Origin of the sequence: Verticiella alkaliphila, assembly GCF_018904615.1 — a bacterium.
GTDB classification, from domain to species: Bacteria; Pseudomonadota; Gammaproteobacteria; order Burkholderiales; family Burkholderiaceae_B; genus Verticiella; species Verticiella alkaliphila.
This window is the reverse complement of sequence record NZ_JADCNH010000011.1, coordinates 38,982-58,994: the sequence shown is the minus strand read 5'-3', so window position 1 is coordinate 58,994 and position 20,013 is coordinate 38,982. Positions and strand designations below refer to the sequence as shown.

Annotated in this window: 13 protein-coding genes and 2 pseudogenes; 6 read left to right on the top strand and 9 right to left on the bottom strand. The window is 69.6% G+C overall.

Going from position 1 to position 20,013, the window contains the following annotated elements; genetic code table 11:
• Position 1: 1 nt before the first annotated feature.
• Positions 2 to 1,966, bottom strand: a complete 1,965-nt coding sequence (locus IMZ29_RS09695; RefSeq protein WP_216183188.1) for a phosphatase PAP2 family protein — start codon at positions 1,964 to 1,966, stop codon at positions 2 to 4.
• A gap of 160 nt (positions 1,967 to 2,126) precedes the next feature.
• On the opposite strand from IMZ29_RS09695, the gene recD reads away from it, so the two are divergent.
• From recD to IMZ29_RS09680, 3 genes are all read left to right on the top strand, one after another.
• Positions 2,127 to 4,211, top strand: coding sequence for an exodeoxyribonuclease V subunit alpha (gene recD / locus IMZ29_RS09690; RefSeq protein ID WP_216183186.1), 2,085 nt, complete (start codon positions 2,127 to 2,129; stop codon positions 4,209 to 4,211).
• Between the two features lie 81 nt (positions 4,212 to 4,292).
• A complete protein-coding gene (locus tag IMZ29_RS09685; RefSeq protein WP_216183184.1) occupies positions 4,293 to 5,075 on the top strand; it encodes an EAL domain-containing protein in 783 nt (260 codons plus the stop codon).
• 256 nt (positions 5,076 to 5,331) lie between these two features.
• Entirely contained in the window at positions 5,332 to 6,297 is a 966-nt protein-coding gene (locus tag IMZ29_RS09680; RefSeq protein ID WP_216183182.1) for a Bug family tripartite tricarboxylate transporter substrate binding protein, read from the top strand.
• A gap of 7 nt (positions 6,298 to 6,304) precedes the next feature.
• Here IMZ29_RS09680 and IMZ29_RS09675 read toward each other — a convergent pair whose 3' ends face one another.
• Positions 6,305 to 7,036 carry a TetR/AcrR family transcriptional regulator gene (locus tag IMZ29_RS09675; RefSeq protein WP_216183180.1) on the bottom strand — a complete coding sequence of 244 codons (732 nt, stop codon included), beginning with the start codon at positions 7,034 to 7,036 and terminating at the stop codon, positions 6,305 to 6,307.
• A gap of 108 nt (positions 7,037 to 7,144) precedes the next feature.
• On the opposite strand from IMZ29_RS09675, the gene IMZ29_RS09670 reads away from it, so the two are divergent.
• Positions 7,145 to 8,476, top strand: coding sequence for an aspartate aminotransferase family protein (locus IMZ29_RS09670; RefSeq protein WP_216183178.1), 1,332 nt, complete (start codon positions 7,145 to 7,147; stop codon positions 8,474 to 8,476).
• Here the strand turns inward: IMZ29_RS09670 and IMZ29_RS09665 are convergent.
• The 6 genes and pseudogenes from IMZ29_RS09665 to IMZ29_RS22715 all read right to left on the bottom strand — a co-directional run.
• On the bottom strand, positions 8,473 to 9,549 hold the full coding sequence (locus tag IMZ29_RS09665; protein ID WP_216183176.1) for a DUF1176 domain-containing protein: 1,077 nt from the start codon (positions 9,547 to 9,549) through the stop codon (positions 8,473 to 8,475). The genes IMZ29_RS09670 and IMZ29_RS09665 overlap by 4 nt on opposite strands.
• Positions 9,550 to 9,632: 83 nt before the next feature.
• Positions 9,633 to 10,490, bottom strand: a complete 858-nt coding sequence (locus IMZ29_RS09660) for a transglutaminase-like domain-containing protein (RefSeq protein WP_216183174.1) — start codon at positions 10,488 to 10,490, stop codon at positions 9,633 to 9,635.
• Between the two features lie 58 nt (positions 10,491 to 10,548).
• Positions 10,549 to 11,664 (bottom strand): lipocalin-like domain-containing protein, encoded by a 1,116-nt coding sequence (locus IMZ29_RS09655; RefSeq protein ID WP_216183172.1) that lies wholly within the window; start codon positions 11,662 to 11,664, stop codon positions 10,549 to 10,551.
• A 72-nt stretch (positions 11,665 to 11,736) separates the two neighbouring features.
• The gene (locus IMZ29_RS09650; RefSeq protein ID WP_216183170.1) at positions 11,737 to 14,319 is read right to left on the bottom strand and encodes an ABC transporter permease; all 2,583 of its coding nucleotides are present in this window, start codon (positions 14,317 to 14,319) and stop codon (positions 11,737 to 11,739) included.
• A pseudogene (locus IMZ29_RS22720) lies at positions 14,316 to 14,909 on the bottom strand (ABC transporter ATP-binding protein); the annotation flags it as partial. The gene IMZ29_RS09650 and the pseudogene IMZ29_RS22720, both read right to left, overlap by 4 nt.
• Positions 14,910 to 15,038: 129 nt before the next feature.
• A pseudogene (locus IMZ29_RS22715) lies at positions 15,039 to 16,022 on the bottom strand (Lrp/AsnC family transcriptional regulator); the annotation flags it as partial.
• An 80-nt stretch (positions 16,023 to 16,102) separates the two neighbouring features.
• Between IMZ29_RS22715 and IMZ29_RS09640 the strand changes: the two are divergent.
• A complete protein-coding gene (locus IMZ29_RS09640) occupies positions 16,103 to 17,398 on the top strand; it encodes an MFS transporter (protein ID WP_216183166.1) in 1,296 nt (431 codons plus the stop codon).
• Positions 17,399 to 17,409: 11 nt separating this feature from the next.
• Positions 17,410 to 18,837 (top strand): amidase, encoded by a 1,428-nt coding sequence (locus IMZ29_RS09635; protein ID WP_216183164.1) that lies wholly within the window; start codon positions 17,410 to 17,412, stop codon positions 18,835 to 18,837.
• Positions 18,838 to 18,873: 36 nt separating this feature from the next.
• Here IMZ29_RS09635 and IMZ29_RS09630 read toward each other — a convergent pair whose 3' ends face one another.
• Positions 18,874 to 19,989 carry a Zn-dependent alcohol dehydrogenase gene (locus tag IMZ29_RS09630; RefSeq protein WP_216183163.1) on the bottom strand — a complete coding sequence of 372 codons (1,116 nt, stop codon included), beginning with the start codon at positions 19,987 to 19,989 and terminating at the stop codon, positions 18,874 to 18,876.
• Between the last annotated feature and the right edge of the window lie 24 nt (positions 19,990 to 20,013).

Here is a 20,013-nt window from a genome sequence, read left to right as displayed (position 1 = left end):
CTCAGTTGGCGGGATCCAGGCGCACCAGCACAGCGTCGCCCCGGTACACCGGCGTGGCCTTGTAACCGGCCGCGCTGACCTGGTCGAAGCGGCCATGGACGCTGCCGGCACGCAGCACCGTCACGAACTCGCCAGCCTTGGGCGTATAGCCCTCGGCGAACGACAGGGACAGCGTGCCTGCCAGTGCGGCGGCATCGCGCGCTTGCAGACGGCCCACGTCACCGGCGCCCAGGCGCAGCGCGAGCGTACCGGCGCTGGTCTGCGTGTAGCTGCTCTCGACCCGGACCGGGGCCTTGGCGCTCACGGCCAGCGTGCCCGCACCGACGTAGACGGCGCCTTGGCCAAGCGCCGTGGCGCTCGCCGCCTCGAGTCGGCCGCCAGCCACTTCGGTGCCGCCCGTGTAGGCGTTGGCACCGGTGAGCGTGAGCGTGCCCGAGCCCTGCTTGGTGAGTTTGCCGGCCCCGGCAATGTCGTTGCGCCAGGCGTCACGCGCGTGGAAGGTGCCGCGCTCGGCCTGCATGTCCACCGTCACGTCGCCATCGAAGGCGCCGTAGCCGTCGGCCGCGGCAAAGAAGTTCAGGCGGCCATAGCCTTCGGCATCGTCGAGGATGGGATAGCCCGAGGGCAGCGCGGTGGTCTTGAGCACCACGCGGCGCTGCTCGGCGGACAGGTAGGGCTGGCGCGTTTCCAGCACCACTTCGGCGCCCTTGGGGACGACGGCGGGACGCGTGGTGTCGGCGATCGGCGTGAAGTCGAACGTCAAACGATGGCGGTAGTCCTGGCGGTTGCGCTCGACGTCGGTGAAGCGATCCACCGTGGCATCGCCGGATTGCGCGAAGGCGCGCAGCGCGTCCGGCGTGGCGGCACCCACCGACGCCATGAGCGTCTTCTGCGCCTGGGCCAGTGCGGCGGCGCGCTGTTCCGGCGTGTTGGCGTTGATGTTGGCCACGGCCGAGGCCTGACCCAGGATGCGGCCGCTGATCACGTCCAGCGGCGAGTGCATGCCGGCGACGATGCGGCTCTCGCCCAGCTCCAGGCCACGGGCCAGCAGTTCCTGGAAGCGCTCGGGCACCAGGTAGGCCATGGCGACGGCGTTGCGCACGGACTCGGCCGTGTGGCCGCTCGGATAGCCGCCATCGGTGGCCGGCGTGCTGCTGCGCGCGGGCAGCAGCGAGGGCAGCACGCGCACGTCGCTGCTCCAGCGCCAGGGGCGCGCGTACTTGAAGAAGCGTTTGGTGGGCTCGGTCGACGCACTCGCCCCCATGCTCTGCACGAAGGCGATCGCCAGACCGAACTCGGGATTGGCGTCGCCGCTCACGCCCGTGTTGTTGCCCTGATCGTCATAGCGCTTGGACATCGCATCCGGCGCCACCTCGTTGATCGTGGTGGTCTGGCGCGCCGCCTTGCGCCAGGCCGCGGTGAGCGGGCCCAGTCCGTCGGTGACGCTGTAGTTCTTGCCGCGGCGATCGTCCAGGTAGGCCAGCACGGCCTGCTCCGGGGTGACACGTGCCGTGGTGCGCACCACGAAGTCGATGTTCTCGCGATGCACGGCAGCGTTCTTGACCGTGCCGTCCGTCACGTCACCGGGAATGCCGCTCCAGTCCGAGGCGACGATGGCCGGAAAGCCGTCGCGCGCATCGGCCGTGACACCTGCGTCCACCAGGCGCTTGCGCGGCTCCCAGATGTCGAGGAATCCGGAGAGCACGCGCGCGCCTGCGTTGGTCTCGAGCGTGGCATAGCGCGGATCGCCGCGCTCGTTCGTGGGGGCGTTGTCGACGAAGGCCGGCACCGTGGACACGGGCGCGGTATCGGCACGGCCCAGGCCGGCCGGCGGGCCAGGTGGGACGAAACTGTCTTCGTCGTCACCGCCACCGCAGGCGGCCAGCGCGAGCAAGGTGGCCAGGGATACCGCACGCAGGGCATGCGGGAACGGACGGGGCGCGCGAGGAGCGGGAGAGATCAACATCAGGTGGGGACTCAAGTATCGAGAGAGGCGCCACTATCCCCTGTCCGCATGACTTCGTCGTGACAGCCGCATGACACGGCCTGGCGGATGCGCACATGGACAACGGGCAGGCAAACCGCCGGCGCGCTATCGTACGGACTCGCCTGCTTTACGTGATTCCATGCTCGCCTCGCTGACCGCCCCTGACCTGCTCGCCCTGCTCAACGACTGGGCAGACCGCGGCTGGCTGCGCGCCCTCGATGCCGCGTTCGCACGCTTTCTCGCGCAGGAGGTGCCCGACGCCCCGGTACCTGCGCTGCTCGCGGCAGCGCTTGCCAGCCATCAGCTCGGACGCGGCCACGCCTGCCTGGATCTCGCCGCCACGCTGCAGGATCCAGCGCTCGCGCTGTCGTTGCCGCCCGAAGGCGCGCGGTTGCCGCTCGCCGAGGAAGCCGTGCCGCTGCCCGACGCCGTGCTCGAGGGGCTGACGCTGGAGCGTTGGCAGGCGGCGCTGACGCACCCCACCCTGGTGGCCGCAGGCGTGGGTGCCACGCCGCTCGTGCACCGCGACGGACGACTCTATCTGCGACGCTACTGGCAGTACGAGCAGGATGTGCGCGAAGGACTCGCCCGGCGGCTTGCGGTGCCCGCGCCGACACGCGCACTGCCCGAGGCCGCCCTGCGCCATACGCTGGACGTGCTCTTCGCCGGGCGCCCGACGGGCGACACCGACTGGCAGCGCGTGGCGTGCGCCCTTGCCGCACGCAGCGGGTTTGCGATCATCACCGGCGGCCCAGGCACGGGCAAGACCACCACGGTGGTGCGGCTGCTCGCGCTCTTGCAAGGCCTGGCGCTGAGCACGCCTCACCCCGACGCCGAGCCGCGCCCCTTGCGCATCCGGCTCGCGGCCCCCACCGGCAAGGCCGCTGCCCGGTTGAACGAGTCGATCGCAAACGCCGTGGCCTCGCTGCCGCTGGGCGGGCTGGCCGGCGGCGAAGCCGTGCGCGAGCACATCCCTCGCCAGGTGACGACGCTGCATCGGCTGCTGGGCACGCGACCCGGCAGCCGGCAATTCCGCCACGATAGGCACCACCCGCTCGCGCTGGACGTGCTCGTGATCGACGAGGCCTCCATGGTGGACCTGGAGATGATGGCCGCGGTGCTCGATGCCCTGCCCGAACGCGCACGGCTCGTGCTGCTGGGCGACAAGGATCAGCTGGCCTCGGTGGAGGCCGGCGCAGTGCTGGGCGAACTCTGCCGGCGAGCCGCCGACGGCCATTACACGCCGGCCACGGCACAGTGGCTCACGGCTGTCAGCGGCCAGGCAATTCCGCCTGCGCTCGTCGATGACGCCGGCACGCCCCTGGACCAGGCCGTCGTCATGCTGCGCCACAGCCACCGCTTCTCCGCGGCAAGCGGCATCGGCCAGCTCGCCGGCGCCGTGAACGCCGGCAACCCGCGCAGCGTGGAGGCGGTGTGGCGGCAGGACCACGAGGACATCGCCCGGGTGAGCCTGACGGACGCGACCGATCCGGCGTTCACGGCGCTGGTCGTCGCCGGCGGCACGCCTGCCCAGGGCCAGGCACAGGCGGATCTCTTTGCCGAGCCCGCGACGCTCGCGCGGCACGGCTATGCGCATTACCTGCAGGTGCTGCGCGACGGGCACCCTGCGCTGCACGCCGGGCGCGACGCATTTGACGCGTGGGCGCGCCGCGTACTGGCCGCCCACACCGCGTTCCAGGTCCTGTGTGCACTGCGCCGCGGGCCATGGGGCGTGGAGGGGCTGAACCTGCGGATCGCGCGGCTGTTGCGCGAAGCGGGCCTGATCGACGACGCCCACGAGTGGTACCTGGGCCGGCCGGTGCTCGTCACGCGCAACGACTATGGTCTGGGCCTCATGAATGGCGACATCGGTATCACGCTCGCGCTGCCCTCGACCGACGCCCGCGGCTGGACGCTGCGCGTGGCTTTCCCCGCCGGGGATGGCGATGCCGGCATCCGCTGGGTGCTGCCCAGCCGGCTGCAGGCCGTGGAGACGGTCTTCGCGCTGACCGTGCACAAGTCGCAGGGCTCGGAGTTCGGGCACGCGGCGCTCGTGCTGCCGGACACGCTCAACCCGATCCTGACACGCGAGCTGCTCTACACCGGCATCACCCGGGCGCGCCACTGTCTGACGGTGACCGAGCCCGCGGGCCGGCATCTGCTGGGGCAGGCCGTGCAACGGCGCGTCCTGCGGGCGAGCGGGCTGGCCGACACGCGTCTCTGAACCATCGGGAAAGCCCGCCACGAGGCCCGGGCACGAATCCCGCTACACACGCTGTCACTTCTTGCCTGCCAGCCCCATCCCATGCCCCTCGCCCTGCACCGCCCGCGCGCGACACTCGCTTCGCCGACGGCCTGCGCCGGCTGCCGAAGTGACGTCGCCACGCCCGACATCGCGTTCGCCTTCCAGCCGATCGTGGATCTCTCGTGCGGGGAGATCTTCGCGCACGAAGCCCTCGTGCGTGGCATCAACGGAGAATCCGCGGCCAGCGTGCTGGCACAGATCGACGCCAGCAACCGCTACCGCTTCGACCAGCAATGCCGGCAGGTGGCCATCGAGCAGGCAGCCGAGCTCGGCCTGCCGGGCGGGCTCTCGATCAACTTCATGCCCAACGCGGTGTATCGCGCCGAGGCCTGCCTGCGCAGCACGCTGAAAGCGGCCGAGAAGCACAATTTTCCGATCGAGCGCATCATCTTCGAGACGGTCGAGTCCGAGGATACGGCCGGGCAATCGCACTTCATCGAAGTCTTCAAGGCTTACCGGCGTCTGGGCTTTCGTACCGCCATCGACGATTTCGGCTCGGGCTACTCAGGGCTGTCCTTGCTCACGGAATTCCAGCCCGACATCGTCAAGCTCGATATGACGCTCTTGCGCGGGATCGACACGGATCGCGTGCGACAACGCATCGTGGCCGGCGCCATGGCGATCTGCCGCGACCTTGGCATCGATGTGATCGCCGAAGGGATCGAGACCCGCGAAGAACGCGACTACCTGGCGGCGCAGGGCGTGCAACTCATGCAGGGCTATTACTTCGCGCGTCCGGCCCTGCGCGCGCTGCCGGCCGTGGCGCACGCCGCCCTGCACTGAGGCTGTCGCCCAGCGCCCGTCCCGGCACCACACCCCTGCACGGAAGCACCGAGAAGGTGCGCTGGCCATCCGTCCCGATGCCGCCAAACACCCCGCGCGTGCAGCGTCGGGATACTCCCTAGTCGCCCCGTCGAATAATTGATCTATGATCGATTAATAAAAAATCAAAGTTCGATAAGTGGATGGACGGGAGATGATTCTGGCGCGGTTCGTGCAACCGTCGCAGCATCCCGTGTCTACCTCGATGGAGACTGTCATGCTGCTCTCACGCGCTTTCGTCACACTCCTGTCCACCTGCGCGCTGGCAGGGCCGATCATGGCCCAGCCCGTCTTTCCCACGCAGCCCGTCACCCTGGTGGCTCCGGTGCCGCCCGGTGGAACGGGCGACACCATCGCGCGTCTGCTGGGCAACGCATTGGAGCCGCGGCTGGGCAAGACCGTGGTGGTGGACAACCGCCCGGGGGCCAACACCAGCATTGGCACGGTGCATGTGCTGCGCGCCAAGCCGGACGGCCACACCTTGCTCGTGACCGGCGCGCCGACGCTCATCATCAACCCCGGCCTGTATCCCGACAATGCCTACGGCATTGCGGATTTCGACTACGTCGGCAAGGTTGCGGCCATGCCCATGGTGCTGCTCACGCATCCCAAGTCGGGCCTGCGCACGGTCGACGCCGTGGCGGCGGCAGCGCGCAAAGATCCGGGTGGCCTGAGCTATGGCTCGTTTGGCAATGGCTCCATGCCCAACGTGATTGGTGAGCGCTTCGCGCAGCGCGCCGGCGTATCCCTGCTGCACGTGCCGTTCCAAGGCAGCGCGCCCTCGCTCACCGCGCTGATGGGCGGGCAGACCCAGCTCGCCGTCGACAGCCTGGTCGCAGCCGCGCCGCATCTGCGCTCGGGCGCCCTCACGGCGATCGCCATCACCAGCGCGACGCGCTCACCACTCTTGCCAGATGTCCCTACATTCGCCGAACAAGGCCTGGATGATCTGGTCGTGGACAACTGGGTGGGCGTGGTGGGCCCCAAAGGGATCCCGGCGCCAACGCTCGAGCGCCTGCGCGCCGTGCTGGCCGAGACGCTCGCCGACGCGAGTGTGCAGCAACGACTGGTGACGCTGGGCTTTCAACCCGCGTGGGAAGATGGCGATGCGCTCGAGGCGCGCGCCACGCGCGAGCTTGCGGCGAACACCGAGATCCTGAAACTCGGCGGCCTGCGCCCCTGAACGTGGCTCAGCCAGCCGTTTGCCGCTGGGCGCGCGCAAACGCGTCCAGGCCGGCCACGATGATGGCGGCATGGCGCTCGAAGCTGGCGTCCATTGGCGCGGTCACCCCGTTTTCCCAGCGCACGATGAACGCACGATTGGCCAGCACCGGCAGCGCGCGGGCAAGACTCGGATGATCCAGCGGGCGCACGGTGTGTACGCGCTCGCGCAGTTCGTCGGCCCAGCGCTGGGGATTCTCTGCCGGGAGCGGGGCGAATTCCATCGTGAGAAAGCCGAGCATCGCGGCGATGACGGTGTTGTAGGCCTCGAGCAGGGACTCGTCCGCAAAGCCCGCACGCTCCAGCGTACGCAGCACGCCATCGACGAGATCGGCCGGCAGGCTGGCATTGGAGACGAGTTGCGCACCGATGAGGGGTGTCACGTTGGGATGCCGACGCACGGCCTGCCGGCAACGCCGAAAGAGGGCCACGATCCAGGCCTGCCACGGCATGTCGTCCGCCGGCACGGAGATGTCGGCCATGACCGAGCCCGCAACGGCTGCGAGCAGGTCATCCTTGGTCTTGACATGCCACTGCACGGATGCCGGATACACCTGCAGGCGCGCGGCGATGTCGCGCATCGTGAGGGCTCCGAGACCGGCTTCATCGATGAGGGCAAGCGCCACCTCGACGATGCGCTCGCGCGAGATGGCTGCGCCGCCCGCCGGACGGCCTGCCTTCTTGCGTGGCGGTGAGGTCATGCCCGGTGCCCCGTCGATAAAACGTTGATTGTATCGCCGGCTTTATTTGTCCAACGTATAATTAATGCATCGATGGTCGATTGGACCGTCGCACCGAGAGAGTCCGCCATGACCGATGTCACTGCCGCCCCGAGCCGTCACGCCGATCTCGATGCCGCACTCGCGGCGAGCGTCGAAGCCTTCGCCAACGCCAACCCAGCGAGCCGCGCGGCCTTCGAGCAGAACGCTCGCCACATGCCGGCGGCCAACAGCCGATCCGTGCTGTTCTACCCCCCCTTTCCGCTCACGATCGTGCGCGGGGAAGGCGCGCGCGTCTGGGATGCGGATGGTCATGCTTACATCGACGTGATCGCCGAGTACACCGCGGGTGTCTATGGCCATTCGCCTGAACCCATCCAGGCCGCTGTGACGGCGGCGATGCGCAACGGCATCAGCCTCACCGGCCACAACCCCTACGAAGGCAGGCTGGCGGCCCTCTTGTGCGAGCGCTTCGCGCAGCTCGAGCTGGTGCGGTTCACGAACTCGGGCACGGAAGCCAACCTGATGGCCGTGACCGCCGCCCGCCACTTCACGGGCCGCAACCGGATCGTCGTCTTCGCCGGTGCCTATCACGGCGGCGTCCTGGGCTTTGGCGATGCGCCCCTGCCCACGACCGTCCCGTTCGATTTCATCGTGCTCCCCTACAACGATCCCGATGCTGTGAGCGCAGCTTTCGTCGAACACGGCGACCAGATTGCGGCGGTGCTCGTCGAGCCGATGATGGGCGCAGGCGGATGCATCCCCGGCACGGCAGCATTCCTCACGCGCGTACGCGAGGCGAGCCTGGCGGCTGGCGCACTGCTCATCGTCGATGAAGTCATGACCTCGCGACTTGCCCCCCACGGACTCGCCGCCCTGCATGGCATCCGACCGGATCTCACCACGCTCGGCAAGTACCTGGGCGGTGGCATGCCCTTCGGCGCCTTCGGCGGGCGCCGCGAGATCATGGCGCTCTTCGACCCGCGCACCGGGCCACTCGCGCACTCGGGCACCTTCAACAACAACGTCGTCACGATGGCTGCGGGCCATGCCGGCCTGACCGAGCTCTTCCCGCCCGAGGCCGCCGCCCGGCTGTCCGCCCGGGGTGAAGCCCTGCGCGCACGGCTCAATGCCCGATGCACCTCGCTGGGCGTGCCGCTGCAGTTCACGGGGGTGGGCTCCGTCATGAACGCCCACCCGGTGGCAGGCGACATCGCCCGCCCGGCGGATCTGCTCACGTGCGATCCGCGCGTGCGGCAGCTGCTCTTTCTGTGGCTGATCGCCCAGGGCATCTACACCGCACCGCGCGGCCTCATGGTCCTGTCCCTGCCCCTGTCCGACGAGGACATCGAGCGCCTCGTCGAGACCATCGAGGGCTTCGTGCAGACCTACGGCGCCCTGCTCGGCCGCAGGGACGGCTAAGGCCGCACCCGGGCCCGATACCAGATGGGCCAATCCTGCGGCACGCCGCCGCACACGGCCTGCTCGGCGTACTCGATGAGCTCGAAGGCGACGCCGTCATACTGCCAGGTGGCGCGCAGGCCGCAATCGCCGTCGCTCAGCGGCGAGTAGCCCCCCGCCCCCTCTGCCATGGTCAGCCGGCCGTGCTCGGCATCGAGCGTCGGCCTGGGCACGCCCTCCATCTGCAGGTATTGGGCATTGGCCACCATGGTCAGGATGAGTCGCTCAGGCGGCGCACTCGCGTCGTGCCGGACCCGCAACGGCACATAGCGACTGCTGTGTGCCAAGCGCTCACACTCCAGGAAGACCAGCGCCTCGTCCTTCGTGAAGCCAAAGCCCAGATCGCGCGGCGCGTCTGGCGCCCTGGGGCATTCCCAGTGCTGATCCGCGGCCCGGTGCTCACGCGCCTGCGCCATCATGGCTGGCGTGGGGGGCGTGGTATCGAAGGCCACCGCGCGGGCCACCACCGGCAACGGCGAGGCCGGCCACGCACGGTTGTCGTCGAGGGGACCCTGCCGGATGATCGCGGTGGTCGTATCGAGCCGGCCCTGGTGATCCTCCATGGCAAGCAACGATGCGGTCATGCCGGCCAACGCCAGATCCGAGTCTCCCAGGCGCAGCGTCTCGGCATTGCGCAGCAGGGTCACGGCTTGTACGGCTGCCTCGCCGTCGACGGTCCACGCCGTGACACCCGACGGCGCAGCCTGCGCCGCCCAGGACAGCTGCGACAGGGCGGACGGCATGCCATCGACCGTCAGGTCTTCCAGCGGCAGCGGGCCCTGACGGGCGAGGCGCACGATCACGGGCTGCGCCGGGCCGCCGTTGCGGATCACGCTGACGGTGGCATCGGCCCGGTGCGTGAGCGAGCGTGCCTCGCACCGTCGCACGTTGTCGCACACGAGCCCCCACTGCTTGAAGGTCGCGACAAGCGGATTGATGTCGGCTCGCGCCAGCGGCGCAATGGCACACAGCGCGAGGGCCAGGATGAACACGCCGGAGCGGCGCGGGAACGACAGAGCGGGCGACGGGTGCATGGCGGTCAGGATCAACGCGATGTGCGCAGCCTACACGGGCCCGCGCCGACGCTCAACGGTGCGGCCCGGACCCGCGCCAACGGCTAGGCGGTGCTGAGCGCCAGCGAGGTCGCCGCCGGCCATGCATGGCCATCCTCGGCCAGCGCCACCACGGTGATGGCCGGTGGGGCGACAGGCACGACGGCACCGAAGAGCGAGGCGAACGGGATATCACTGGCATCGCGCCCGGTACCGATGCGCAACAGCCCCGTTGGCAACGCCACACCGGACGGATCGAACAGATACCAGCGCCCCGAGAGAAAGACTTCGACCACGGCATGGAAATCCGAGGGCCCCAGAGCCGGATCCTTGCCGTAGTCCAGGCTGGTCGTGAATCGTGCCGGCAGGTTCAGCGCACGGCACAGGGCGGCCATCAGATTGGCGAAATCCCGGCACACGCCGACACGCGTGATGATCGAATCCGTGGCCGACGTCGTCTCCACGCTCGATTGCGACACGTATTGCAGATGCTGCTGGACCCAGGCCCGCACGGCCATCACGCGACCGTACCCAGGCGCCAGGGCCCCGAACTCTCGCCACGCCGAGGCGCGCAGGCGATCCGATTCCGCGTAGCGGCTCGGCGCCAGATACGGCAGCACCTCGAAAGGCAGATCGCCGACGAAGGGCTCGCTCAGCGTGAGCGGATCCGCCTCGTGGGCATTCACGTCCACCACGGCCTCGTACTGGATCGTGAGCGGCCCTGGCGGCGCATGCACACGCAGCCAGCGATTCGCGAGCACAGGGTCGGTATGCCGGTCGACCTGCACGCCGGGCGGGAGGGTGAGCGACTCGCGCACGATGGCCTGATGGGCCGTGCGCGCGGCTTCGATGTTGAGGATGACACGAGCCGCCGCGTCCTGGACCTCGTAGGCGAGGGACACGGTGTAATGGAGGCGAGGCATGGCAGCCACCGAGACAAGGGGGCGTCAGCAAAGCAATCCATGTGCCTACATGTGCCGCTCAGTACCCCGTCATCTCCAGATAGCCCATGCCGCCTGCGCCATTGATGCGCACCGGCCCTTCCCAGTACGGGAACGTGCCGCACATCCAGGCCTGCGGCACGAGTGCCGTCACGGTGGTGTCCACGCCCGCCACCGGCACGCGCACCGCCCAGGTCGTCGGCACCTCGCGTCCATGCACCTGGCGGCTGCGCGTGCGGGCTTCGAGGCCGATCTCGCCGGACGCCAGCGCACGTTGCTGTCCATCCGGCCGGATCCAGGTGCCGGCTCGGTAGTGGCTGCCGTCGCGCTGACGCACCTGGAACACCATCAGCTTGTCGCCGTTGGCCAGATGCAGAGAAAACCAGTCCCAGCCCTCCTGCTCCGGCGCGAGGGGCTGGCTGCTCCACTCGCGGTCGAGCCAGGCGCGGCCGGTGACCGCCACTGCCTTGCCGTCGCGTATAACCTCACCCGTCACGCGATAGAAGGGCTGACTGTAGTAGTAGGACGCCTGGCCGGCGCCGGACTTCTCGCTGTAGCCGGCATCCCCGTGCAGGACCAGCGGTGCGTCGCTCGCGAGGGCGAGCGAGTAGGCGAAGCCATCGCCACGCGCGGTCATCTGCAGTCGCGCCAGCGCGTCCTGCCCCGCAGGGGCAGCACTCACTGGGGCTTCGAGGGCCCAGTCGTCGATGCCGGCCCGGAATGGCGCGACCTGGACGTCAGCCTGACCGATGCCGCCACGGGCCAGACGCTCGGCGTGCTGGTGCCCGCCGGGCCCCGTCAGCGCAGCGTGCGCCATCCAGAGATTGGGACTGTGCCACCCCTCGCCTGCCTGACCGGGGCGTATCGCCGAGCGAAACAGCGTCCACTGCACGCCCCAGTCGTGCCCGGCCTCATCGCGCAGGTTGGCCGTCACATACCACCATTCGATGCGATAGCCGTCATGCGCGTCGTGATCCTGCGGGAAGACCAGCGGGCGGCCGCGCTGCACCGGCAGGTAGCTGCCCGCGGCTTCGCCCAGGCCGGCAAAGCCGGCAGCCGGACGCGCCGCGTCCTCGCGCCCGCAGCCGACGAGCGGCATCAGCATCCCGGCGCTGCTCAGACGCAGCCAGGCGCGGCGCCCAAGGAAGCGACTCACGGCAGAACCGGTGTCACGCATCGCACACCTGTCGGTTCGATTGGGCTGCCGGGGTGACGCCTCGCATCATGCTCATCGCTCCTGAGCGAATTGCCGCAGCAGATCCGCCGGCGGACGCCGGGCGAGCCGCCAGAGGGGGCCTGCCGCGGCAGCCAGGCTCGTCACGAGACCGAGCAGACCCAGCTTGAACAGCTGATCCGGGAAGACATACAAGGGCAGCTGCCACCCGAAAGCCTGCACATTGACCACGGCCACCAGACACCACGCCAGCGCGAGGCCGAACGGCATGGCCAGCACGATCGTGAGGCCGGCCAGCAGCAGCGTCTGGGCCAATGACAACGTGGCAAGGGTGGCGCGCGACGTGCCCAGAGCCCACAGCGGGGCGAGTTGCACGAGACGGCTCTGGCTGAGCGTGAGCAGGCTGATGAACAAGGCCACCCCCGCGACGGCGAGCGTCAGCGTGTTCAGCGCGGCTGTCGCCTGGAAGGTGCGATCGAACACTTCCTGGGACCAGCGCTTCAACGTGGCCTGATCCTGGACGCGCGCCCCTTCGCCGGCATAGCGCGTCTCCAGGCGCTCGGCGAGCGCCTGGGCATCGGCGCCGGGGTCCAGACGAGCCCCCATGCCTGTCATGCGCGCCTGCGGATCGTGACGGCGCAACCAGTCTGCGTTCACGAGCACCTGCCCCTGCGGGTTGCCGTAGTCGGCATACCAGCCGACGATGCGCAGCGCCACCGGTGTCCCGGCCAACGTCAGATCGACGGAATCGCCGGGCCGCACGCCGAGGCGACGGGCAAACTGTTCGCTCACGAGCGCCCCTTCGCCTGCCGCGATGGCCGCCCATGGCTGCGGCTGCGCGGACAGCAGGGGCCAGGATTCCTGGAAGCTCGGATGATCCGGCACGCCCACCCACTGCGTGGGCCAGCCGGCCACGCGGCTTTCGCTGCGCCATTGCGGCAGCACGGCGTCCACGCCCGGCTGGGTCTCGAGCCAGGCGGCGAGCGCCACGCCCTGCGCTGTGTCACGCGGCGTGATGAAGAGGTCCGCCGACAGGCGGCGTTCGAGCCAGCCGGTGAACGTCTGTCGAAAGCCCTCAGTCATGCTGCCCACGCCCACACTGGCCGACAGCGCGAGCAACAGCGCCATCAGAGCCAGTGACAGGGACGGCAGCTGCTGGCGGCTGTCGGCCACGAACCAGGTGGCCAGCGGCCGACGGCACACCCGGGCCAGGGCGGCCAGGATGGCATCGAGCAAGGCGGGCAAGGCGAGCGCGGCGGCCAAGAGCAGCGTGCCCACCATGCCGAAGGCCGATGCCAGGCTGTTGCCCCAGGCCCAACACGCGCCGCATACGGCAAGCAGCGCCACCGCGAGCCCGGCCTGGCGGCGCGATGCCCGTGACTGCGCCGCGCGCCAGGCCTGCGGCTGCGCCACGGCCAGCACCGGCAGGCGGGCCGCACGCCACAGGCTGCTCGCGCCGGCAAGCACAGCCCCCAGCAGGCTGATCGACAGGCCGGCCAACCACCAGGACGGCGACAAGGCCAATTGCCCTGCCACCTCGGCCCCATACAGCCCGCGCAGGCTGGCCGAGACGTCCGGCAACAGGACACCCGCCAGCGCATAGCCGCTTGCCACGCCCAAGGCCCCACCTAACACGGCGAACACACCGAGCTCTGCCGCGAGGGCACCGATCAGCGTGCGCAGGCTCACGCCGCAGGCGCGCAGGGTGCGCAGCAAGGGACGGCGCTGTTCAAGCGCCAGGCCGATCGCCGCATTCACGATGAAGAGACCGACGATGAAGGCCAGCAAAGCCAAGGCCGTGAGATTCAGATGGAAGCTGTCGGTCAGCCGGCGCAGGTCACCGGTGTCCTCGGCGGGCAGCGTGCGCACGCGTTCGGCGAGGGCCGGCGGCATCGGCATCGCCGGCGCGGCCTCGTCTAGCAGCAGTCGGGTCACCTGGCCCTCGGCGCGCAACACGGTCTGGGCATTGCCGATATCCATCACCACCACACCGGGCGCGAGCGTCGGCTGTGCGACAAGCCGCGGCAACGCACTGCTGTCGGCTGCCGCAGCGGCCTTGGGCGCCGGTGCCGCCTCGTCGGACGCAGCCACGCGCCACCGGTCACCGGGTGCCGCGCCCAGGCGACGCAAGGTGTCAGGCGCGATCCACGCCTGCCCGGGCGGGCCGATGAAGGTGGCCAGGTCCCAGGACTGCGCACGCTGCCCGGCCACCGCCGTGCCGGCGGGCAGCGTCAAGGGTTCGATGCCCACGATCTGCAGCGTGAGCGGCCCCCCAGCCGCGTCCACCACGCGCAAGCGCCCCTCCAGCACGGGCGACACCGCCCAACCTGCCCGGCGCAAGGCCACGTAGTCTGACTGGCGCAACGCCCCACCCTGCGCCGCCACGAGCTGCGCCTCGGCAGGCCCGGTGAGCGTGGCCGCGGCGCGGTCGTAGTCTGCCCGCGCCTGCGCGTTCAGCGCCTGCACGCCCGTCCACAACGCGGTCGCTAGCCAGAGCCCGACGACGATGCTCGCGCCCTGGACCGGGTGCCGCCGCCAATGACTCAGCAACGCCCCGATGGCCGCCCAGAAAGCCGGGGCACTGCCCAAGACGGGCCGGCGCACGCGCTCCGGACGGTACGCTGCGCGCGCGCTCACGCGGGATCCGGCAGCACGTGGCCGCGTTGCAGCACCAACCGGCGCGACAGCCGGGCCGCGAGGCGGGCACTATGGGTGACCATGAGAAGACTGCTGTGGCTGTCCGCCACCAGGGCGAGCAGCAGGTCGAGCACGACGTCGCTGCTCGCCTCGTCCAGGCTGCCGGTGGGCTCGTCGGCCAGCACCAACGGCGGGCGCGCCGCCAGTGCGCGGCCGATCGCCACGCGCTGCTGCTGCCCGCCCGACAACTGTTCGGGATAGCGAGCGAGGAGCTCGCCCAGACCGAGCCGCTGCGCCACGTGATCGGCCCAGGCCGGATCGTGCCGGCCGGCAAGCCGCGCCTGAAAGGTGAGATTGGCGCCGACGGTGAGGCTGCCAAGAAGGTTGTACTGCTGGAAGATGAGGCCGATGCCCTCGCGGCGCCAGCGGGCAAGATCGGCTTCGCGCCGGCCCTCCAGCGGCTGCTCGTCGATCAGGATGCGGCCTTCGTCTGCGCGCTCGAGCCCCGCGATCACGTGCAGCAGCGTGCTCTTGCCGCTGCCCGACTCGCCCATCAGCGCGAGGCTCTCGCCCGCGGTCAGGGTGAGATCGATACCGCGCAGCACCGGCAGATGGCCCTGAGCGGTTGCAAATGCCTTGTGGACGTTCTCGACGCGCAGCATGGCGCTCCAGCAGGTGGGGTCACGCCCATTGTAGGCGTGCGGGGGTTCAGCCTCGGCTGCCTCAGCACGCAGGATGCCGCACCGTTTGTGGGCACGCATGACCACGCAGACGTCGCTGCTCAAGACCCCTTCAGCCTCGCCCAGCCGGCGCGTGGTGACGTTCCAGAGGTGCAGGCTGTCGCGGCAGAGCACGTGCCAGAAGAGCTGAGCGCCGCCACTCGTGCCAAAGAGGCAGCGCGTGTGCGGATCGCTCGCAAGATGCGCCGCCATGGCATCCACGGCCTGGGGCCGCACGCTCACCGAGATCACGGCCTCCACGGGATAGCCGACCAGCGCGGGCTCGACTTCCACCCGAAAACTGAGGGCGCGGCGCTCCGTGAGACCGTGCAGGAGCCGCTGTGCGGTCGGCTCGCTCACCCCGGTGCGCTCGGCCAGTTCGGCCAGCCCCGCGCGGCCATCCACCATGAGGTGGGCCACCATGCGCTGCTCAGCCTCGTTCAGCCCAGCGGGACGCGGCGTGTCACTGCCCTGCTCCGGGAGCGTGGCCGGCGCCTCGACCGGTTGGATCCGCCACTGGCCGGCACGGCGGAACGGCCGCAACACCAGACGGGCTTCGACCCGCTCCACGCCATCGATGGAGGGCAACTCACGCGTGATCACGGCCGGCATCCGGGCAGCGTCCGCCAGCGTGAGCTCTGCCATCAGGTCTGCCGAGCCTGCCAGCGTCACCACCAGTTGGCAGTGATCGAGCTGCGCCAGACGCTGTGCGACGTCGTCGGCCCGGCCGGCGCGGCAGCGCACCCAGGCGTGAACAACCACGCCTCGTCCCGTGATGAGCGGATCGGGCTCGGCCACGACGCGCAGCGCACCGGCATCGACGAGCCGGCGAATGCGGCGCGCCACAGTCCGCTCGGGGACCCCTGTGGCCGCGCCGAGCTCGCGCCAGGACGCCCGCGGTTCGGCCTGCAGGGCGACGAGACAGGCCAGATCCGTGTCGTCCAGGATGGGAGATAGGGGACTACCCCGACTTGACGTGTCCATAAAAATAAATTCAACTAAGTTTTTCTGATAAATACAAAAAAATAACCGACTCGATTGACCAAAAACAAACAACCGACATCATGACAGCCCAATCCCCGGCCTCGACGGCCGCCTCGCCCGCACCGAGCTCGCGCGCCCGCATCATCCTCGCCGGCAGCGTCGGCAACGCAGTCGAATGGTTCGATTGGACCATCTATGCGGCCTTCGCGATCTTTTTCTCCAAGCAATTCTTTCCGGAAGGCAACGACACGACGGCGCTGCTCGCCTCCTTCGGCATCTTCGCCGTGGGCTTTTTCATGCGGCCCATTGGTGGCTGGCTGCTGGGCATCTACGCTGATCGACACGGCCGCAAGGCGGCGCTTGCCCTGACCATCGTCATGATGGCGGGCGGCTCGCTCATCATCGGCATCACGCCCACCTACGCCACCATCGGCATCTTCGCCCCGGTGCTCCTCACCCTGGCCCGCTTGCTGCAAGGCCTGTCGCTGGGTGGGGAGTATGCCTCGGCCACCACATTCCTCACGGAGATGGCGCCCAACAAGCGGCGCGGGTTCTACTCGAGCTTCGTGTTCTTCAGCGCCGCCATCGGGATTCTCGCCGCCTCGGCCGTGGGCTGGGTGCTCACCTCCACCTTGTCGGATGCGTCCATGCGCGAGTGGGGCTGGCGCGTGCCCTTCCTGATCGGCGCGGTCGGTGGCGTCGTCGGCATGTGGATCCGCCGCACCGTGCGCGAGACCGAAGCCTTCGCGCACAACAAGGCGGCCGGCGTACAGAAGCAGCCATTGCGCACGCTGCTGCGCGAGCACCCGCATGCCGTGCTGCGCATTGTCGGCTTCTCGATCCTCAGCACCTTCGCCTTCTATATCTTCGTGGCCTACGTGCCGACCTACGCCATCCGCCATGTGGGCGCCGAACCCAAGACGGCGTTCGCTGCCAACACGGTTGCCCTGATCGTGTTCATGCTGCTGCAGCCGGTCTTCGGCGCGCTCTCGGACCGCATCGGCCGCAAGCCACAGCTCATCGCCTTCGCCCTGGGCTATCTGGTCTTCTTCTTCCCGGTGATGACCTCGCTCGGCCCCACGTTCGGCTCGATCCTGATGGTGGAGATCTTCGGTCTCGTGCTGTATGCGATGTACACCGCCATTGCGCCCGCGATCATGTCTGAACAATTTCCCACGAGCGTGCGCGCCGTGGGCATCGGCACGCCCTACAACCTCATGGTGGCACTGCTGGGCGGCACCACGCCCTACCTGCTCACCTGGCTGCAGAGCAAAGGCATGGAGACGTGGTTCTTCTACTATGTGCTCGCGGGCGCGGCGATCTCGCTCTTCACGTTCGTGCGCATGCCCGAGTCCGTGGGCAAACCTCTCCAGTGATGCCCCTGTCGATGTCCGAGTCTGTCCACGAACTTCCCTGGCACGCCCAGCCCGCGAGCGCATTGGCGCAGGCCGTGCGCGAGCGGCGCGTGAGCGCGCTCGAGCTGACCCGGTACTTCCTGGATCGCATCGCACGCGGTGCCGCGCTGGCAGCCTTTGCCGAGGTCACCGCCGAGCGTGCCCTCGCCCAGGCCGAGGCGGCCGATCGCCTGCTCGCGGCAGGCATCGTCCTTGGCCCCCTGCACGGGGTGCCTGTGGCCATCAAGGACAGCCTGGCCTGGGAAGGGATCCGCGCCACGCTGGGGTCACGCACCCGGCTGGCCGAGGTGAGCACGCGCACCAGCACGGCCGTGCACCGCCTGCTGGCGCACGGCATGCCCATCCTTGGCAAGACGCGCATGACTGAGTTCGCGTTCGGGCTCTCCGGCCAGAACCCGATGCAAGGCACGGCACGCAATCCTTGGGACAGCCGCGAGGAGCGCGCGCCAGGCGGCTCGTCCAGCGGCTCGGGGGTGGCCGTCGCTGCCGGGCTGGCGCCGCTCGCCGTCGGCGGCGACACGGGGGGCTCCGTGCGCGCGCCCGCCGCGCTCAACGGTCTCGTGGGCTTCAAGCCGTCGTCGGGCATCATCAGCCGCGCCGGCTGCCTCCCCTTGTCCGACAGCCTCGACGTGCTGGGCCCGATCACGCGCACCGTGCAGGATGCGCGTCTGCTCACCCAGGTGCTGGCAGGCCCGGACAGCGAGGACGCGATCACGCTGCAGACGTCGTCCGCCACGTGGGCGGCACTCCCGCATGCCCACCCCTTCGCGCCGAAGCGCGCGATGTTCCTGCCACCAGAACACTGGCCAGTCGCGTTGTCTGCGCAAGCCCGGGCGCACTGGGACGGCACGCTGACCGCTCTCGTCGGCGCGGGCTGGACGCTCACGCCTTGGCAGGTGCCTTCCTCACTGTCCTTCGCCCGCATGGCACAGGACAACTCCTGCGTCCTGGGCTACGAGGGATGGCGGCACTGGGGTCATCTGGCTGACGACGCCGCTCAGCCGATGTGGGATGTCGTGCGTACGCGGCTCTTCGGCGGCCGTGACACCCCGCGCGTGGCCTACGAGGCGGCGCTCGCGCGACGCAGCGCCGATCAGGCGGCGTTCGCCCAGGCCATGCCGGCGGGCGAGGTGCTGCTGCTGCCGGCTTGCGACCAGGGTGCACAACCCCTGGACGACGCGGATGTGCGCCATGCGGGCCTTGGCCTGTTGCTGCGACCGGCGAATTTCCTGGATGCGCCGGCCGTGGCCCTGCCCAGCGGACGGGACGAGGACGGCATGCCGCTCTCGCTGCAGGTCATGGCGCCGACCGGCCAGGATGCCCGCCTTCTGGATGCGGCCAGTGCGCTGATGTCAGTGCTGGGGATTGGTCTACCCGACCTCTCGGCCTGGCAACTCTGAGCCGCTGGCGGCCCGGGCCGCGCCGGGCCGCCGCCATCATCCAAAGACAATGACACCGCGCGCGTTGCGCCCTTGCGCGAGATCGTCGAACGCCTGCGGTGCCTCCTCGATACCGTAGGTGCGGGTCACCATCTCGTCGAGCTTCAACTGCCCGTTGCGATACAGGCCGATCAGACGGGGGAAATCCTCGCGCGGGCGGGCCGAGCCGAAGTAGCTGCCCGTGAGCGTGCGCTCGCCGAAGGTCATGAGCGCCGGGCGGACTGCCGCGGTGTCTTTCGCCCCGGCCACCCCCACGGCGACGGCCGTGCCGCCCTTGGCCAGCACCCCGACGGCCTGGGCCACGATGTCGCCCACCCCCACACACTCGAAGGCGAAGTCCGCGCCACCGCCGGTCATCGCGAGCACGGCCTTGACGACGTTGTCCACTGTCCTGGCGTTGACCACGTGCGTCGCGCCCATGTCGCGCGCCATCTGCAGCTTGAAATCCAGCGTGTCCACAGCCACGATCATGCCCGCACCCGCGATCCGGCAGCCCTGGATCGCCGAGAGCCCGACGCCGCCGCAGCCGAACACCACTGTGATGTCGCCCGGCGACACCTTGGCCGTGTTGAAGGCCGCCCCCACCCCCGTCATCACACCGCAGCTGATGAGGCAGGCCTTGTCCATCGGCACGTCACCCGGAACCTTGACGACGCTGTCCGTCGAGAGCGTCGCCACTTCGGCCATCACGCCGCAGCCCGCGAACACCTGCATGCCCTCGCCGCGCGCATCGCGAAACCGCGGCTCGGCGCCGGGGGCCGCGAGCGCGGCGGTGGCCGGCTGATCGCACAGCTGCGGGCGACCGGTGGCGCAGTAGCGGCAACGGCCGCACATGGAGATGAAGGAGCTCAGCACCGTGTCGCCCACGGCAAACTCGGTCACGCCCGGCCCGACCGCCTCGATCACGCCGGCGCCCTCGTGGCCAAGCACCATGGGCAAGGCCCCCCGGATGGTGCCGGTGACGATCGACAGATCACTGTGGCACACACCGCAGGCCGAGAGCCGCAGCATGACCTCGCCGGGCCCTGGCGGCTTGACCGTCAGGGTCTCGACGGTGATCGGGCCGTCCACGGCTCGACAGACAGCGGCCCGGGCTTGCACAGGCTGGGACATGGTCACTCCTCCTAGTGAAGCGCA

Bases quoted from the DNA above. Each gene is read 5' to 3' on its own strand.
- IMZ29_RS09670 (WP_216183178.1), top strand. From the start codon at position 7,145: ATGACCGATGTCACTGCCGCCCCGAGCCGTCACGCCGATCTCGATGCC.
- IMZ29_RS09630 (WP_216183163.1), bottom strand. From the start codon at position 19,989: ATGTCCCAGCCTGTGCAAGCCCGGGCCGCTGTCTGTCGAGCCGTGGAC.
- IMZ29_RS09685 (WP_216183184.1), top strand. From the start codon at position 4,293: ATGCCCCTCGCCCTGCACCGCCCGCGCGCGACACTCGCTTCGCCGACG.
- IMZ29_RS09695 (WP_216183188.1), bottom strand. From the start codon at position 1,966: ATGTTGATCTCTCCCGCTCCTCGCGCGCCCCGTCCGTTCCCGCATGCC.
- IMZ29_RS09640 (WP_216183166.1), top strand. From the start codon at position 16,103: ATGACAGCCCAATCCCCGGCCTCGACGGCCGCCTCGCCCGCACCGAGC.
- recD (WP_216183186.1), top strand. From the start codon at position 2,127: ATGCTCGCCTCGCTGACCGCCCCTGACCTGCTCGCCCTGCTCAACGAC.
- IMZ29_RS09680 (WP_216183182.1), top strand. From the start codon at position 5,332: ATGCTGCTCTCACGCGCTTTCGTCACACTCCTGTCCACCTGCGCGCTG.
- IMZ29_RS09665 (WP_216183176.1), bottom strand. From the start codon at position 9,549: ATGCACCCGTCGCCCGCTCTGTCGTTCCCGCGCCGCTCCGGCGTGTTC.
- IMZ29_RS09660 (WP_216183174.1), bottom strand. From the start codon at position 10,490: ATGCCTCGCCTCCATTACACCGTGTCCCTCGCCTACGAGGTCCAGGAC.
- IMZ29_RS09675 (WP_216183180.1), bottom strand. From the start codon at position 7,036: ATGACCTCACCGCCACGCAAGAAGGCAGGCCGTCCGGCGGGCGGCGCA.
- IMZ29_RS09635 (WP_216183164.1), top strand. From the start codon at position 17,410: ATGTCCGAGTCTGTCCACGAACTTCCCTGGCACGCCCAGCCCGCGAGC.